We start from the raw sequence: 14165 nt of genomic DNA, 5'->3' as shown, positions 1-14165 counted from the left end.
GGGCAAGGGGGACCGGCGGCGCGCGTCAGCGACGCTGCCAGTGCCCTTCCCAGTGACCGTGATCAGAAACCTGTGTGTTCCATGCAACAGCCCCCGACAAAACACCGATCCGCTCTAGCCAGTGGAGCATTTGCCAGTGTAGAACGTCCTGCAAATACAGGTGGGTGGGCGAGAGTCGGTATCATGCGTGTGAATAGGGGATTTTGGGCAGTATCAGGCGGGGCGCTTGCCGTCGCCGGTTTCCTGCTGTCCCCCGCCATCGGTGCCGCGACGGATCTGGTCCGGCTCCGCAGCGAAGCGCCGGTTTCATTGGGTGCGCTCGGCAGCATTTCCTCCTTCACCCCCACGACCAAGGACCCGCGTCTCGCGGCGGCCTATGCGAAGATCGCGCTGACGGCGAGTCGCCAGAATTTCCGCTTCACGCCCACCAGCGGCTCGCTCAGCGGCAAACGCTCGGTCACCGTCATGGTGCGCGCGGGCGACGATGATCGCGTGACGATCAGCCGTACGCTGGCGCCGGTCGCCATCGCGCCCGTCGGTTTCAGCCTGAATGGCGGTGCCCATGGCTGGCGCAAGTTCGCCCTGCCCGAATCGCTCGGCCGCAAGGCGCTTGATCCGGTCCCGGTCGAAACCATGGTCGACGCGAAGAATTTCTCGCTGGATCAGGGGCACAAGGATCGCTTCAGCACGAAGGTGCTGATCGAAAGCCGCCGCGACGCTGCGGTCGCCCTGCGGAATCCCTCGGCGGACAAGGATTACTCGCTGGATCTTGCCAGCTCCTACGCCCTTACGCGTAACCTCAACGTGACGGCTGGCGTGCGCTACAATAACAGCGCCGCTGGCCGCCTGACCCCGATGACCGACGATCGCGCCGATGCCCAGGCCGTCTATCTGGGCACGATCTTCAAATTCTGATCGGTTGAGGGCGGGGGCCTTATGGTGCCCATCCTCACTCTCGCGCAGTCAGGCCATCTTCTTAAGCGTCATTGAATGGCAAAAACGGCCAGGCAGCCATTTATCAGATTGATGTCATGCTCCAAAGCGCACGTTGACGGAAAACACCTGTTTTTCGACGAAGGACCGAAAGATCTAGGCGCAAAACTGCCGGGCAATTTGATCGATGTGACGAGCGAGTAATTTCGGTGCCGACAAGAATGGCGAATGATCGCCAGCCATTGTGACGACCGGATTGCATGGCAAAGCTGCCTGCATTCTCCGCTGAATAGACAGAGGCACGATGCCGTCATCGTCGCACTCGATATAGGCACGCGGAATGCGGCCATAATTCTCATCAGTAATCACGAGCGGCACGCTGACGACGCGCTCCGGTTGGGGTCTCAGTCGTTCGATTGCCTTGGCAGCAAGCTCGGGCGGCGTGTGTCCATAGAAGAGACGGATGGCGGCAGCGGCCGGATCGGGTGTCTCTTGCGCGGTCTTCCCGGCGATCTCCAATATCTCGGGGCACGCGGACAAGATCGTCTCGCCAGCGGGGATCATGATGGCGCTGATGTAGATAATGGCCTGCACCCGGTCGGACACGCGCTCCGCGGCTTGAGAAACGGCTGTACCGCCCAGGCTGTGGCCCACCAAGATCACGGAATTTTCGGCTGATCGCACAGCCGATGCGACTGCTTCGGCCCAATCATCAGCCGTCACTTCGTCCGCTGGCGTGGTGTCCGCGCCTTGCCCGGGTAGATCGATTGCCCGGGCTACATGCCCTAAATCGGCGAGCAGCGGAACCACAAGGTCCCAGCACCAGGCACCATGCATAGACCCGTGAACGAGAACAAGTTCAGCCATATCTCACCCCATCCGTTTAAGGGATCTTAGCATATTACTTATGGGAAGATCGGCATATCGGTTTCTGCACCTCACCTCACAGATGGCCTTTCCTTCACCGAACAACGACATGCCAGCGGGCGTGCCAGCCGTGAGTCGCCCGCCCGCCCGAAATCCTCAATCCACCAGCCCATCGACCGCCGCCCATCCATCAGCGCCGATCAAGCACAGCCCATGCCGATACGACGCCCTTAGCCCTCCCAAGGCGATCACGGGTGCCTCCGCCCTCCTTGCCAGTGCCGAAAACCGCACCCGCCCCAAAGCCGCCGCGCCCGGATGCGAACGCGTGGCAAACAGCGGCGACAGAAACATCAGGTCCACCCGCATCCTCCCGGCATTTACCACCTCCCGCGCATCATGCGCCGGCGCACTATGCAGCAGCGGCCGCCCAGCACGCCGCGCATGACGCCCGTGCCAGCCATCCGCGCCCCACGCCGCCGCCGCCCGCGCTGTCCCGCCCAGCATCAGCACCAACCGCCGCCGCCGTGCGATCCGCGCCACTGCCGCGAACAAAGCCCGCCGCGCTGCAGGCTCGGTGCGATAATGGCGAAACACGATACCCGCGCGGCCCTTCGGCAAGCATGCCGCCGCCGCCAGCAGCGCGTCGTCGCTTACCCGTTCGTCGGTCATCAGCCAGATCGTGGGCCGTTTTTTGGCATAGCGGCGGGTCATCGCCCTCGCCTATAGCAGCGCCCATGACTGACGACAGCATTCACGCCGCACAGCGGCTCACCAGCGTGCGCGCGGCGATCGATCGCGTCGCGCGACTCACCGACCGCAACGGCGATGCGATCAATCTGATCGCCATTTCGAAAACGCAGGATGCCGCCGCTATCCGGCCCCTGATCGCGGCGGGCCAGCGCGTCTTCGGCGAAAATCGCGTGCAGGAAGCGCAGGACAAATGGCCTGCGCTGCGCGAGGCGCATGCCGATATCGCGCTTCATCATGTCGGCCAGTTGCAATCAAACAAGGCCACCGAAGCCGTCGCGCTGTTCGATGTCATCCACGGCCTCGACCGCCCCTCGCTGCTGACCGCGCTCGCCCGCGCGATGGACGCCGCCGGCCGGCGCATCCCCTGCTATATTCAGGTCAATATCGGCGCGGAGCCGCAAAAGGGCGGCTGTGCCATTGCAGACACCCCGGCGCTGATCGCGGTGGCACGCAGCGCCGACATCCCGCTGCTCGGCCTGATGTGCGTGCCGCCCGCAGACGTCGAACCGGCCCCCTATTTCGCCCTGCTCGCCAAGATGGCGCGGGAGCAAGGCCTGCCTCGCCTGTCCATGGGCATGTCGGGCGATTTCGAAACCGCGATCATGCTGGGGGCCACCGATGTCCGCATCGGCACCGCCCTGTTCGGCGAGCGTCAGGCCCCGGCCCGCCCGGTCCCGGGCAGCGGTCGGGGCATGATCAGAAACGCCCCCGCAAGGTGATGCCATAGGTACGCGGTTCGGCGAGGTAGGAGGAGATCAATTGATTTGCCATCACCGCGCCGCTGGCGAACTGGCCGGTCGTCGATGTCGCCGGGCTGCTCGATTGCAGCGGGCTGCTGAACGACACCTGGGTATAATTCTGGTTGAAGATATTCTGGCCCCAGAACTCCACCGCCCAGCGCTGGTCGGGCCCGCGAATGCCGACGCGGGCATTGATGACCGCATAGCCATCCTGTCGCTTTTCGGGGAACAGGTCGGACCCGGTATTATAATCGCTGGTCATGCGTCCATCGACATAGAAGAGCGCCGACAGGCCGCTTGATCCGATGTCCGGTGTCCACGCCACGCTGGCGGTCTCCACCAGTTGCGGCGCATTGCTGTTGATCGATCCGGGGAGCAGGAACAGCGCTGGGTCGAGCGGCACCGCGCCACTGCTGCTGCCGACCAGCCGCTTGGCGAATTTCGCCCGCGCATAGGTCAGCCCGCCCGACACGCGGAAATTGCGCGCCGGCGCGGCGGTCAATTCCAGTTCGACGCCCTGGCTGATCAGCCCGGCGGACACATCATCCTTGGCGCACCGACCGCCGCCCGCCGCCAAAGAGCCGGGCGTCAGCGCTCCGTCGCACCCGTTGATATTCTGCACGACGAAGCTGGTGCCGTTGAAGGTATTGAGCTGAAAATTCTTGAACGCCTGATGGAAGACAGCGACGTTCGCGCTCCATTTGGGCTGGCTATATTTCAGGCCGATTTCGAACGCATCGACCTTTTCGGCGGCAAAGCGCAGGCTCGCGACATCGGCATTGCTGCGCGGCGAAAACACGGCGGGAACCAGATTCGTGCCCGTGCTGCCGAGCTGGAAGCGATCGAGATTATAGCCGCCCGCTTTATAGCCCTTCGAATAGCTGCCATAGAGCAGCAGTTCGTCGACCGGCTTCCACGACAGCACCGCTGTCCCGGAAAATTCGCCGTCGCTCATCTTGTCGTTGAGATCCAGCGCGTTCAGCGTGGTTGAGCCATTGCCCAGGCAGCCCAGTGTCAGGATACCGCCAGCCAGCGTAGCGGCGCTGCCGAGCGCCGGATTGGTGGCGAGCGGCGCGAGGCCGGGCTGCAACGCGGCGCAGGTCGCATTATTATTGTTGAGGTCGGCCGAAAAACGCTTCGATTCATGGGTGTAGCGAACCCCGACCGTCAGATCGAGCTGGCGCGTAATATGAATGATATTATGCGTGAACAGCGCCCAGTTCTTGCTCTTCTGATAATAGAGGGAGGCGACGTCGCCCGTGCCGGACGGCAGTCCCGCCAGCGCACGCAGCCCGTTGCCAAGGCCCGTCGAGATCGCGCCTGCCTGACCCGCCGCCACCGGCGCGGATAATCCGGCATTGAGAAAAGCCGTATTCAACCGGCCGTTCAACAGTCCCTGAAATCCCGTGATGAGCGGTTGGGTAGCGGCCCCGCTGCCGCATGCGCCAAGCTGCGCCGCCGAGAAATTGCTGTTCACATCCGCCCCAGCCATCAGGCGACAGGCCGCGAACCGTCCATAATCCGCGCCAAAGCGGATATTATCTTCCAGCGTCAGCTTTTCATTGGCGTAATAGCCGCCGACCAGCCAGTCGAGCACCCCGCCGAATGCAGACCCTTGCGCCCGCAATTCCTGGGTGAAGGTCTTGAACTGGCGGTAGGTGTTGGGATCACGATAGAGGAGGTCAGCACCCGAATAATCATAATCGCCATAATCCTGGCTCTTATAATTGCGATAGGCGGTGATGCTGGTCAGCTTGGCGTCGCCCAGATCATAATTGATCTCGCCCGACACACCCCAATCCTTGAGCTTGCTCACATAATTGCGGCCCGGCGTGATCGTCAGTTCGCGGTCATAGGGGTCGGCCGGAAAGACGCTGCCCTGACCCGCCAATATCGCGGCGATACGATTGAACGGCGCGGTCGAATAGCCGCCGCCGGGCAAGGGCCGGCGCTCGCGGCTTTCGGTATAGGTAGCGCCGCAACAGCTTTCGTCGCGATGGGTATAATCGCCGATCAGCCGGATCGACAGCGCGTCGTTGGGTTCGATCAGCGCCTGCCCGCGCAGGAAATAGCGGTCGCGATCATTGGTGTCGCCGACTTTGGCGCCAGTCCGGTCGACCAGCTTGTAAAAGCCGTCGCGCTTGCTCCACACGCCGTCGAGGCTGAGCGCCACGCCTTGCGCGATCGGGCCGGTGACTCGGCCCGACAGGCGCCAATAGTCATAATTGCCATAGGTGACCTCACCCTTCGCGCCAAAGGTGAATTCGGGCGCTTTGCTGATGATGTTGATCAGGCCAGCCGACGCATTGCGGCCAAACAGCGTGCCCTGCGGCCCGCGCAGCACCTCGACCCGCTCGATCTCGCCAAGATCGGTCAGGCCAGCGCCGGTGCGCGAGCGATAGACGCCATCGATGAACACCGCGACCGAGCTTTCAAGGCCCGGGTTATCGCCGACCGTGCCGATGCCCCGGATGCGCGCCGACGCATTCGCTTCCGTTCCGCTCGACGACACGAGCAGGGACGGGGCAAGCTGGTTGAGCGTGCGGATATCGCTCGCGCCGCTATTCTGCATCGCCTGCGCCGTCACCGCCGACACCGCGATCGGCACGTCGGACAGCGGGCTCGCGCGGCGGGTGGCGGTGACGATAATCTGGACGTCGTCCTGGTCGGCGGCCTTATCGACCGCCGCCTGCGGGCTGGCGGGCTCGCCCTGCGCATGGGCCACTATCGGCAAGCCGCCCGTCAGTGCGACGAGGCCGGCAGACAGCAACCAAAGGCTTTTCTGTGTCATGATCTCGCTTCCTCTCCTGCCCCGCATGGCTTTGGCCACGTCGGAATGTGCGTTACGCGGTTATGCGGCCACACCCTGACAATGGCAAGAGACTCCCGCTTTTCTGCGCTTTTCAGCTTTGGAGTGGCCATGAATCTCATGGTCCGTTGCTTAGGCGCAACAGCTTAACTTCCGGTTTCCGTAACGTCGCCTTACGTTAGCGGAAACCGCAACAACCGGTCGGCGACCGGCACCAGCGCCGTTGCTCCGGGACCAACCGCGCGCCGAATCTCGCGATGGCCCGCATCCAGGCCCCCGGTCAACGTGCCCAGCGCCGGCAGAATCAGCTTGGCCGATGACCCCACGAAGCAAGGGCGCGACACGCGGCGGCCGCGCAGCGACAAGCGCAGCTTCGGGTGGAAATGCCCGGATATTTCGGGTCGCTCATCGCCCCGCGCCGCCTCGTGCCGCAGCCAGATGCCATCGACCTCGGCTTCCACGACGCGCCGCCCGCCGGGCATCTGCGCCACCCCCGCATCATGATTGCCCGTGATCCACAGCCAGTCGACCCGCGCCGTCAGCGCCATCAGCCGCTCGCGCGTCTGCCGGTCCAGCCGCGCCGCGCCATCGGCGTCATGAAAACTGTCCCCCAGCGACCACACCGCCCGCGCGCCCGTGCGCGCCACCAGCGCCTCGATGATGTCCAGCGTCGCCTCGCTGTCGTGCGGCGGCAGGAACTGGCCGAAGCGCGCGAACCAGCTCGCCTTTTCGAAATGGAGATCGGCGACCAGCAGCGCCTGCCGCGCGGGCCAGTAAAGGGCTGCTTCGGGCAGCGCCAGAAAATCCTGGCCGGCGAACGAAAGGGGAACCATGGCCTGCCTATGCGCCGGCGCGCCGACGCTTTCAAGAGCGTAGCGAAACGCTTATAGGGCCGCCATGGCCGAAACTGCCCCTTCCACCGGTCACCCGTTCACGGTTGCCGCTCTCTACCGCTTCGCCACTTTCGTCGATCCGCAGGTTCAGGCGACGCATTTGCGCGCGCTCTGTGCTGACCTTGAAACCTGCGGCACGATCATCCTCGCGCATGAAGGCATTAACGGCACGGTCGCGGGCGGCGAGGCGGCCATCGCCACGCTGATAGCGCACATCCGCGCCCTGCCCGGCTGCGCCGATCTCGACGTCAAATATTCGACCGCCAAATCCGCCCCGTTCGGCCGGATGAAGGTCAAGGTGAAGGCAGAGATCGTAACGCTGGGCGTGGGCGATCTTGACCCCGCGACGCAGGCCGGCGTCCACCTCGATCCCGCCGCGTGGAACGCGCTGATCGCCGATCCCGACACGATCGTCATCGACACCCGCAACGCCTATGAGGTAGCGATCGGCTCGTTCGACCGCGCGATCGACCCCGGCACCCGCGCCTTTCGCGACTTTCCCGGCTGGTTTGACGCGTTCGCGGAGGATCTGCGCGCCCAGGGCCGCTCGCCCAAAATCGCTATGTTCTGCACCGGCGGCATCCGCTGCGAAAAATCGACGGCGCTGGTCAAGGCGCGCGGCTTTGACGAGGTCTATCATCTGGACGGCGGCATATTGCGCTATCTGGAGGAAATGCCGGAGGCGGAAAGCCGCTGGCAGGGCGACTGCTATGTGTTCGACGAGCGGGTTGCCGTCGGCCACGGACTGGCGCTCGGCGACTATCTCACCTGCCGGGACTGCGGCCTGCCCTATGCGCGCGATGCGACCCATGCCTGCGCGCCCGATTCAACGGGGGCATGGCCACACCGCAGCTAATCCCGATAGCGATGCAGCCCCGCGCCATGCACCCTCAGCCAGGCGCGCGCAGGCTTCGGGTCCGCCCCGTAGATCCGGGCATGGGCGGCGTGGAAGGCGGCGCTGTGATCCATATGCAGCAGATGCGCCAGTTCATGCGCGACCGTCGCCCGCCGCACATCGGGCGGCGCGAGAATCAGCCGCCAGCTATAGCGGATCGCCCCGTTCGACGCGCAACTGCCCCAGCGGCTGCGCGGATCGCCCACCCCCACCGATGCGACGATCAGCCCATGTTCGCGCGCCAGTTCCTGTGTCTCAGTCTCCAGCACCGCCCGCGCCCGCGCCCTGAGCCAGCGCAACATCCGCACGCTCACCGATTCGGCCGCCCCGCCCAGCACCAGGCGGTCATCCTCCAGCCTTATTGTCCTGGTGGCGCCCGCCATCCAGCAGATGCGCACGTCGCGCCCCTCCAGCGGAAAGACCGCGCCGTCGCCCAGCATCGTGATCGCCGGTTGCGCCGCCATCTGCGCGCGCACCCAGGCTTCATGCCCCTGCGCCCAGCCGATCGCCCGCTTCAGGCTCGCCCGCGCCGGCAGCGACAGCCGCAACTCGCCCCGCGTCGAATCGATGGACAGCTTATAGGCCCGCGCCCGCGCCGACCGCCGCACCCGCACCGGCATGGCGATCCCGTCGATCAGGATCGCGGCGTCAGGATCGGTGGCCATTCAGCTCAGGCCGGAGCGAAAATATTATATTTCGAGAACCGGCGCGCAGCGTGCAAAAGCACGTGAGCACCGGAAGCGCAGAAAGACGATATTTGCAGCCCGGCATCAGCTGAATGGCCGTCGATCCTAGATGTCCCGGTCGACAAGATGGTTCTCCCAGTCGCCGGCATCGGCTTCGGCGACAGTCCATCCGCGCACAGATTCCTGCGCCCGGTGCACCGCCTCGCGATCGCCGCTGCGCAGATAATGCCATTCGGGCAGGGGCTTGCCTTCTCCGCGCAGGCGATAGGCGCAGGTGCGCGGCAGCCAGCTGATGGTCCTGACCTTTTGCGGCGTCAGCCGCACGCAGTCGGGCACGAAGCTGCGCCGTTGCGGATAGTTAGAACATTGGCCGCTATGCCGGTCGAGCAAGCGGCAGGCGACATTGGTCGGATAGATACGGCCGCTATCTTCATCCTCGGCCTTGTGCAGGCAGCATTTGCCGCAGCCATCGCACAATGCTTCCCACTCCGCGCGGTCCAGCTTGTCGAGGGGCTTGTCCCAGAAATCCAACCGTCACTTGACCCATTTTTCGAGCGCGGCGAGCACGGCATCGGGCCCGCCCTCATCGACGCCAGGCGTCCCCGGATCGTCCACCGGCACCAATGCGATCGGCTTGCCGTCCGGCCCGAACAGATAGGGCGTCCGGCTGTGGCTGACCATATAGCCGGCCCCACCCTTCGCCTCTTCGCGATGATACATCACCGCGAAATCCTTCGCCACCCTGCCGATTTGCGCGGGCGTGCCGGTCAGGCCGATCAGGCGCGGCGAAAAGGCCGCGACATAGGGTTTGAGCACCGCCGGCACATCGCGCTCGGGGTCGATGCTGATGAAGATCGGCTGCAGTTTGGCGGCGAGCACGGGCTTTTCCTTCTCGAACCGGCCAAATGCCTGCATGATGCGTTGCAGGTCCATCGGGCAAACGTCCGGGCAATAGGTATAGCCGAAATAGACGATGCGATATTTGCCCGCAAAATCGTCCCAGCGCACCGACTTGCCATCCTGATCGGTGAGCGTGAAGGGCGCCCCGATCCGCGCGCCGACCAGTTCGCCCTGCGCGCCGTTATCCGCGTCGCTGCCGGCGCCTGGCTGACATCCGCCCAGCAACGCGAGCAGGGGCAGGATCAGCAGGGCCGGGGACGCTTTGTTCATGGTGCCGCCAGCCATGCCCTGCTAAGGGGCCATTTGCAAATGCCAACGGGGCGACGATGATGAAGCGAGCGATTTCAGCCTGGATGAGCGCAGCGGCCCTGACCCTGCTCATGCCCGCTGCCGCACAGGCGCAATTTTCCAACAATTATAACTTTCTCAAGGCGGTAAAAGACGTCGATGCCCAAAAGGCGACTGACCTGCTGCAAAAACCGGGCTCGACCGTCATCAACAGTCGCGACGTGTCGACCGGGGAGACGGCGCTGCACATCGTCATCGCCCGGCGCGACTCCAGTTGGCTGGCCTTCCTGCTAGCCAAGGGCGCCAATCCCAATCTTGCCGACAATCAGGGCAATACGCCCCTGTTACGAGCGGTGCAGGGCCGGTTCGAGGATGGCATCCGCACGCTCGTCACCTACGGCGCTCAGGTCGACAAGACCAATGGCAGCGGCGAAACCCCGCTGATCCGCGCCGTGCAGTTGCGCGATATCGGCCTCGTCCGCCTGCTCGTGGCCAATGGCGCCAATCCCGACAAGCGCGACACCATCGCGGGAATGTCCGCGCGCGATTATGCCATCCGCGACGCGCGCATGCCCGGCATCATCGAAGCGCTCAGTGCCGCCAAGGTGAAGGCCGCACCCAAAGGCCCGGTGCAGGGGCCGAGTTTCTGATTTTCGGGCAGCGGGTCGATCGGCCGGATCGGAAAAACCCACCTTCCAAGCAAAGTTTGCGGGATGAACGTTTAACGCTATCCTTTAACGTTCCCCGGCGCATGCCGGGGTCCAGGAGTCCCAAAGAGCTGCGCTTCGCGGCCTTGGCCTCGTCATTCGCCATAACCAACGACGATCCACCCGATCATTCCGCTATAAATAGTCCACCGGCCTACCAGCCGATCTCCGCCGCATGCTCCGGGTCCGCCAGCGCCGTCAGCCGGCGCGCCGCACGCCGTGCGAATCGCAACGTCTCCGCCTTGCGCCGGGCCGCCGCCAGCGGCTCGATCGGCGCGGGCCGCACCAGCTCGGCATCATATTGGTCGGCAACGATCAGGCCGGTGCGTTCGGGCCACAGCGCCTCACTCTCGAACAGGCTGAGATCGAATCCCGCCGGCACCGCCCAGAAGAAACGATCGCAATAATCGAAATAATCGGGCCATTTCATGTCGCCCAACAGGTCCGCGCGGCTGCACTTGATCTCGACGATCGTCAGCCGGCCAGCGCCGTCGATCGCCATGATATCCGCGCGCCGCCCATTGGGCAGGGGCACTTCCAGCACCCCGGACATGTCGTGTCGGAAAAACAGGCGCAGCGTACCGCGCGCGACCGCAAGGGCGGTGCCGTCGGTCAGGGGAGAGCAGCGGTCGGCGGTCGCGGGCGTCATACCGCTACTCTAGAACAGGAAGAGAACAAAAGAAAAGGCCGATTCGGATACTCTCCGAACCGGCCTGACTCACAGCATGACGGCGCGGCAGCGCGCGTCAGCGATAAAAGATATGATTGTCGATCGCGGCCAGCTGGCGCTTGCCCCAGCCCGGCGAGACGCGGCGAGCGTGGAAGAAAAGCGCGCCCTCGGCCTTGCTGTTCCAGCGGCCTTCGGTCGCGATCTGCGCGATCGCCACCGCCTGGCGCCAGCCGCGGCTGGCCTGCGGAACGGCCGGCATGCCGCCACCGCGCACGAAGCTGAACTGGCCGCGCTGATGGATGACACCGCACAGGCTGTCGGCGAACCGGCCGGACTTGGAACGGTTGATGATGACCCGCGCGACGGCGAGCTGCCCTTCCAGGCTCTCGCCCTTGGATTCGAAATAAATGCCGCTTGCCAGGCACTGCATGTCGCCGGCCAGCGCCTCGGGCGCGCCATGCGCGTCGACCAGGGCGTCCAGGCTGTCGGCCTTCGCCTCGGAACCATCGGCAGGGGACAGGGGTTCATTCCCTGTGGAAGTTGGCGTGGAAGTCGTCAGGGGCTGCGCGATCTCGCGCGGCGCGGCAAAGACGACGGGCTTGTTGCCCAATTGCGGCGCTGGAGTCAGCGCGGCGCCGTAAGGAATGGATGTCAGGGACATGGTCGCCTCGCTGGCGATCGACATGTCGGTTGCCGCGACCGCCGCTGCGGCCGAACAGGCAAATGCCGCGCATATGGCGGCCTTCAAACGAAAACTCATCGAAACTCTGGACCATGCGGTTCTTGGCCGATGACGTCGTGTTAACTCTTATTCTGCCGACGTCCGGCCGCCCCCCGTCTGCGTGTTTACCGCGCCCGCCCCCCTTGGGCGATCAGCGGCAACCTGCGCGTTAAGCGTGGCCGCGCCTCTGCCCGACCCGTTACAGCCTGTCAACGATCAGCAGATCGTTTCAGCGGCGAACCGTTCTCCATCCGGGATGTCAAGTTCGATTACCCACAGGTCGGGGTCCGACCGTCGCCGACGCGCTATATATTGAGACAGGGCCTCCGGCCCCTCGTCAGGGGCCGGCCCACAGCGGTCCAGCCGATAGCGCCCGTCAAGTCCGGCCATTCGTTCGAAAAGACCGATTTCCTGTCCTTTTTCAACCAGTTGCACGAGGATCACGCCGCTCGTCGCATCGCCCCTCATCACCACCGTCGCAAAGCCCCCGGCTGCGGCCACCCGGCGCGCCAGCACGCCGATCAACAGCGCGCTGGTCAGCCGGCCCGGGCCTGCGTCAGGCCCCATAGCCGGGCAGTGACGACAGGGCATATTGCGACCGCATGAAGGTGCCGGTGCCGCGTCCGACTTCCTCGTCCTCCGGATCGATCAGGCTCGATTCGGCGACATAGACACGGCGCTTGCCGCTGATCCACCGGCCCTCGGCACGCAGCCGGCCGGGCCCGATCGGCCGGGTGAACAACAGGTTGAAGGCCGTGGTCAGCAGGAATCGATCACTCACCAGGCTGTTGGCGGCATAAAAGGCGGCATCGTCCAGCATTTTGAAGTAGACCGTGCCATGGACCGCGCCTGCCGCGTGGAACAGGCTTTCGTCGACCTCGAAATCGATCACCGCGTGGCCCGCTGCGACGATGCGGAGTTCGGACCGGAACAGCCGGTTGATCGGCGCGGATCGATACAGCGCTTCGAGCGCACGGAAATGCGCTTCCTCGCCGCTCGCGGCGGGCGCGGGATCAGGCGGCGTCACGCGCCTCGCTGCCGGCGATCAGCGCGAACAGCGCTTCGGCGGACTGCGCCCCGCGCAGCCGCGTGATCTGGCCATCGTCGCGCAGATACCGCGATACCCGCGCCAACGTCTTCAAATGCTCCGCACCGCTGTCGAGCGGCGAAAGCAGCGCGAAGACGATATCGACCGGCGCCTCGTCCACCGCATCGAATTTCATCGGCGGATCGAGCAGCACGACGACCCCGCGCATCTGCAGCAGGCCCGCCATCTTGGCATGCGGAATGGCGACACCGCCGCCAAAGCCGGTGGACCCCAATCGTTCGCGCTCGAACAAAGCATCGGCGACATCGCCAGCGACCAGCCCATAGGCGCTGGCGGCAAGCGCCGCGATCTTCTGGAAAAGCTGCTTCTTGCCGTTCGCCGAAAGCCGGGTGGCAAGCGCGTCGGCGGAAACGATGTCGTTGAAATGAACCATGGTCAATCCGGCGCAGCCGAGCCGCGCCAGCTCCGACCTTGCGCGCACCCGGTCAAATGAAGCCCGGCCCCATAAGCCGCCCGCCGACCTAGGTCAACCGCAGCCGGGGGGCCGGACCGTAAAGGTCAGGCGTGCGGCTCTGCCCAACCTCCCACCGCGTGCCTTACGCACGCGGCTCTGCCCAACCGCCCACCGCGTGCCTTACGCACGCGGCTCTACCCAGCCTATTGTCCCGTCGTGCCGGCGATAGACCATATTATAGGCGGCGGTTCCTGCATTCAGGAACAGCAGCGCATTGGTGTTGCGCAAGTCCAGCATCATCACCGCGTCCGATACGCTGGCTTCGGGAATATCGACGCGCGTTTCCGCCACGATCAGCGGCGCATCATGGGGCTCCTCTTCCTCCTGCGCGCTTGCAAAGATGGTATAGCCCGCGCCATCGACGGCCTCGGGATCATAACTGCCCGTGCGCTGCGCCTCGGCGGCCACCGCCTGACTGTGACGGTCCTTCAGCCGCCGCATGTAGCGGACCAGTTGTCGCTCGATCTTCGTCGCCGCCTGGTCAAAGGCGGGATGCGCCTCCTGCGCCTCGCCCGCGCCTTTCAGGATCAGGCCGGTCATGACATGGCAGACGATATCACAATGAAACGCGCCATGCGGGGCGGGTCGAAAGGTGACATGCGCGGAAATCGTGCGGGAAAAATATTTGTCGGCCATCGCCTCGAGCCTGGTCCGCACATGCTCCTTGAGCGCCTCGCCAGTGTCGACCTGATGCCCGGAAACACGAATATCCATATGCTTGGCTCCTTGTTCTTGCCGGGTCGC

The 14165-nt window shown here is 64.7% G+C and carries 17 protein-coding genes; 4 read left to right on the top strand and 13 right to left on the bottom strand.

Features of this window, described 5'->3' with window-relative positions; translation table 11 throughout:
- Nucleotides 1-183 precede the first annotated feature (183 nt).
- On the top strand, nt 184-915 hold the full coding sequence (locus WG907_RS00245) for a hypothetical protein (RefSeq protein WP_340230515.1): 732 nt from the start codon (nt 184-186) through the stop codon (nt 913-915).
- Between the two features lie 174 nt (nt 916-1089).
- Here the strand turns inward: WG907_RS00245 and WG907_RS00240 are convergent, their stop codons facing one another.
- Nucleotides 1090-1800: an alpha/beta fold hydrolase gene (locus WG907_RS00240; protein ID WP_340230514.1), complete on the bottom strand. Its 711-nt coding sequence runs from the start codon at nt 1798-1800 to the stop codon at nt 1090-1092.
- A 156-nt stretch (nt 1801-1956) separates the two neighbouring features.
- Nucleotides 1957-2511 (bottom strand): thiamine phosphate synthase, encoded by a 555-nt coding sequence (locus WG907_RS00235; RefSeq protein WP_340230513.1) that lies wholly within the window; start codon nt 2509-2511, stop codon nt 1957-1959.
- A gap of 23 nt (nt 2512-2534) precedes the next feature.
- Between WG907_RS00235 and WG907_RS00230 the strand changes: the two genes are divergently transcribed.
- Complete coding sequence (locus tag WG907_RS00230; protein WP_340230512.1) at nt 2535-3269, top strand: YggS family pyridoxal phosphate-dependent enzyme; 735 nt, start codon at nt 2535-2537, stop codon at nt 3267-3269.
- Here the strand turns inward: WG907_RS00230 and WG907_RS00225 are convergent.
- On the bottom strand, nt 3247-6081 hold the full coding sequence (locus tag WG907_RS00225; protein WP_340230511.1) for a TonB-dependent receptor: 2835 nt from the start codon (nt 6079-6081) through the stop codon (nt 3247-3249). The two genes, WG907_RS00230 and WG907_RS00225, sit on opposite strands and share 23 nt — an antisense overlap.
- A 191-nt stretch (nt 6082-6272) precedes the next feature.
- Nucleotides 6273-6932, bottom strand: a complete 660-nt coding sequence (gene pdeM / locus WG907_RS00220) for a ligase-associated DNA damage response endonuclease PdeM (RefSeq protein ID WP_340230509.1) — start codon at nt 6930-6932, stop codon at nt 6273-6275.
- 64 nt (nt 6933-6996) lie between these two features.
- Here pdeM and trhO point away from each other — a divergent pair, with 64 nt between their 5' ends.
- On the top strand, nt 6997-7848 hold the full coding sequence (gene trhO, locus WG907_RS00215) for an oxygen-dependent tRNA uridine(34) hydroxylase TrhO (protein ID WP_340230508.1): 852 nt from the start codon (nt 6997-6999) through the stop codon (nt 7846-7848).
- On the opposite strand, the gene WG907_RS00210 is transcribed toward trhO, so the two are convergent.
- The 3 genes from WG907_RS00210 to WG907_RS00200 form a co-directional block, all read right to left on the bottom strand.
- A complete protein-coding gene (locus WG907_RS00210; RefSeq protein ID WP_340230507.1) occupies nt 7845-8552 on the bottom strand; it encodes a M48 family metallopeptidase in 708 nt (235 codons plus the stop codon). The genes trhO and WG907_RS00210 overlap by 4 nt on opposite strands.
- Nucleotides 8553-8678: 126 nt before the next feature.
- A complete protein-coding gene (locus WG907_RS00205; protein ID WP_340230506.1) occupies nt 8679-9104 on the bottom strand; it encodes a YcgN family cysteine cluster protein in 426 nt (141 codons plus the stop codon).
- 3 nt (nt 9105-9107) lie between these two features.
- Nucleotides 9108-9758, bottom strand: a complete 651-nt coding sequence (locus WG907_RS00200; protein WP_340230505.1) for an SCO family protein — start codon at nt 9756-9758, stop codon at nt 9108-9110.
- A gap of 44 nt (nt 9759-9802) precedes the next feature.
- Between WG907_RS00200 and WG907_RS00195 the strand changes: the two genes are divergently transcribed.
- Nucleotides 9803-10411, top strand: a complete 609-nt coding sequence (locus WG907_RS00195; RefSeq protein WP_340231776.1) for an ankyrin repeat domain-containing protein — start codon at nt 9803-9805, stop codon at nt 10409-10411.
- Between the two features lie 211 nt (nt 10412-10622).
- Here the strand turns inward: WG907_RS00195 and WG907_RS00190 are convergent, their stop codons facing one another.
- From WG907_RS00190 to hpf, 6 genes are all read right to left on the bottom strand, one after another.
- A complete protein-coding gene (locus WG907_RS00190; protein ID WP_340230504.1) occupies nt 10623-11117 on the bottom strand; it encodes an MmcB family DNA repair protein in 495 nt (164 codons plus the stop codon).
- A gap of 97 nt (nt 11118-11214) precedes the next feature.
- Nucleotides 11215-11898, bottom strand: a complete 684-nt coding sequence (locus WG907_RS00185; RefSeq protein ID WP_340230503.1) for a cell wall hydrolase — start codon at nt 11896-11898, stop codon at nt 11215-11217.
- A gap of 177 nt (nt 11899-12075) precedes the next feature.
- Nucleotides 12076-12426 carry a DUF1491 family protein gene (locus WG907_RS00180; RefSeq protein WP_340230502.1) on the bottom strand — a complete coding sequence of 117 codons (351 nt, stop codon included), beginning with the start codon at nt 12424-12426 and terminating at the stop codon, nt 12076-12078.
- Nucleotides 12416-12886 (bottom strand): PaaI family thioesterase, encoded by a 471-nt coding sequence (locus WG907_RS00175; RefSeq protein WP_340230501.1) that lies wholly within the window; start codon nt 12884-12886, stop codon nt 12416-12418. The genes WG907_RS00180 and WG907_RS00175 overlap by 11 nt, the downstream gene beginning before the upstream one ends.
- A complete protein-coding gene (locus tag WG907_RS00170; RefSeq protein ID WP_340230500.1) occupies nt 12873-13340 on the bottom strand; it encodes a PTS sugar transporter subunit IIA in 468 nt (155 codons plus the stop codon). The genes WG907_RS00175 and WG907_RS00170 overlap by 14 nt, the downstream gene beginning before the upstream one ends.
- A 201-nt stretch (nt 13341-13541) precedes the next feature.
- Complete coding sequence (gene hpf / locus WG907_RS00165) at nt 13542-14135, bottom strand: ribosome hibernation-promoting factor, HPF/YfiA family (protein ID WP_340230499.1); 594 nt, start codon at nt 14133-14135, stop codon at nt 13542-13544.
- Between the last annotated feature and the right edge of the window lie 30 nt (nt 14136-14165).

Origin of the sequence: Sphingobium fluminis (assembly GCF_037723805.1) — a bacterium.
Taxonomy (GTDB): domain Bacteria; phylum Pseudomonadota; class Alphaproteobacteria; order Sphingomonadales; family Sphingomonadaceae; genus Sphingobium.
This window is presented reverse-complemented; position numbering and strand designations above follow the sequence as displayed.

Excerpts from the sequence above, each read along its gene's own strand:
- WG907_RS00245 (WP_340230515.1), top strand. The coding sequence starts at position 184 with ATGCGTGTGAATAGGGGATTTTGGGCAGTATCAGGCGGGGCGCTTGCC.
- WG907_RS00240 (WP_340230514.1), bottom strand. The coding sequence starts at position 1,800 with ATGGCTGAACTTGTTCTCGTTCACGGGTCTATGCATGGTGCCTGGTGC.
- WG907_RS00235 (WP_340230513.1), bottom strand. The coding sequence starts at position 2,511 with ATGACCCGCCGCTATGCCAAAAAACGGCCCACGATCTGGCTGATGACC.
- WG907_RS00230 (WP_340230512.1), top strand. The coding sequence starts at position 2,535 with ATGACTGACGACAGCATTCACGCCGCACAGCGGCTCACCAGCGTGCGC.
- WG907_RS00225 (WP_340230511.1), bottom strand. The coding sequence starts at position 6,081 with ATGACACAGAAAAGCCTTTGGTTGCTGTCTGCCGGCCTCGTCGCACTG.
- pdeM (WP_340230509.1), bottom strand. The coding sequence starts at position 6,932 with ATGGTTCCCCTTTCGTTCGCCGGCCAGGATTTTCTGGCGCTGCCCGAA.
- trhO (WP_340230508.1), top strand. The coding sequence starts at position 6,997 with ATGGCCGAAACTGCCCCTTCCACCGGTCACCCGTTCACGGTTGCCGCT.
- WG907_RS00210 (WP_340230507.1), bottom strand. The coding sequence starts at position 8,552 with ATGGCCACCGATCCTGACGCCGCGATCCTGATCGACGGGATCGCCATG.
- WG907_RS00200 (WP_340230505.1), bottom strand. The coding sequence starts at position 9,758 with ATGGCTGGCGGCACCATGAACAAAGCGTCCCCGGCCCTGCTGATCCTG.
- WG907_RS00195 (WP_340231776.1), top strand. The coding sequence starts at position 9,803 with ATGAAGCGAGCGATTTCAGCCTGGATGAGCGCAGCGGCCCTGACCCTG.
- WG907_RS00190 (WP_340230504.1), bottom strand. The coding sequence starts at position 11,117 with ATGACGCCCGCGACCGCCGACCGCTGCTCTCCCCTGACCGACGGCACC.
- WG907_RS00185 (WP_340230503.1), bottom strand. The coding sequence starts at position 11,898 with ATGAGTTTTCGTTTGAAGGCCGCCATATGCGCGGCATTTGCCTGTTCG.
- WG907_RS00180 (WP_340230502.1), bottom strand. The coding sequence starts at position 12,426 with ATGGGGCCTGACGCAGGCCCGGGCCGGCTGACCAGCGCGCTGTTGATC.
- WG907_RS00170 (WP_340230500.1), bottom strand. The coding sequence starts at position 13,340 with ATGGTTCATTTCAACGACATCGTTTCCGCCGACGCGCTTGCCACCCGG.
- hpf (WP_340230499.1), bottom strand. The coding sequence starts at position 14,135 with ATGGATATTCGTGTTTCCGGGCATCAGGTCGACACTGGCGAGGCGCTC.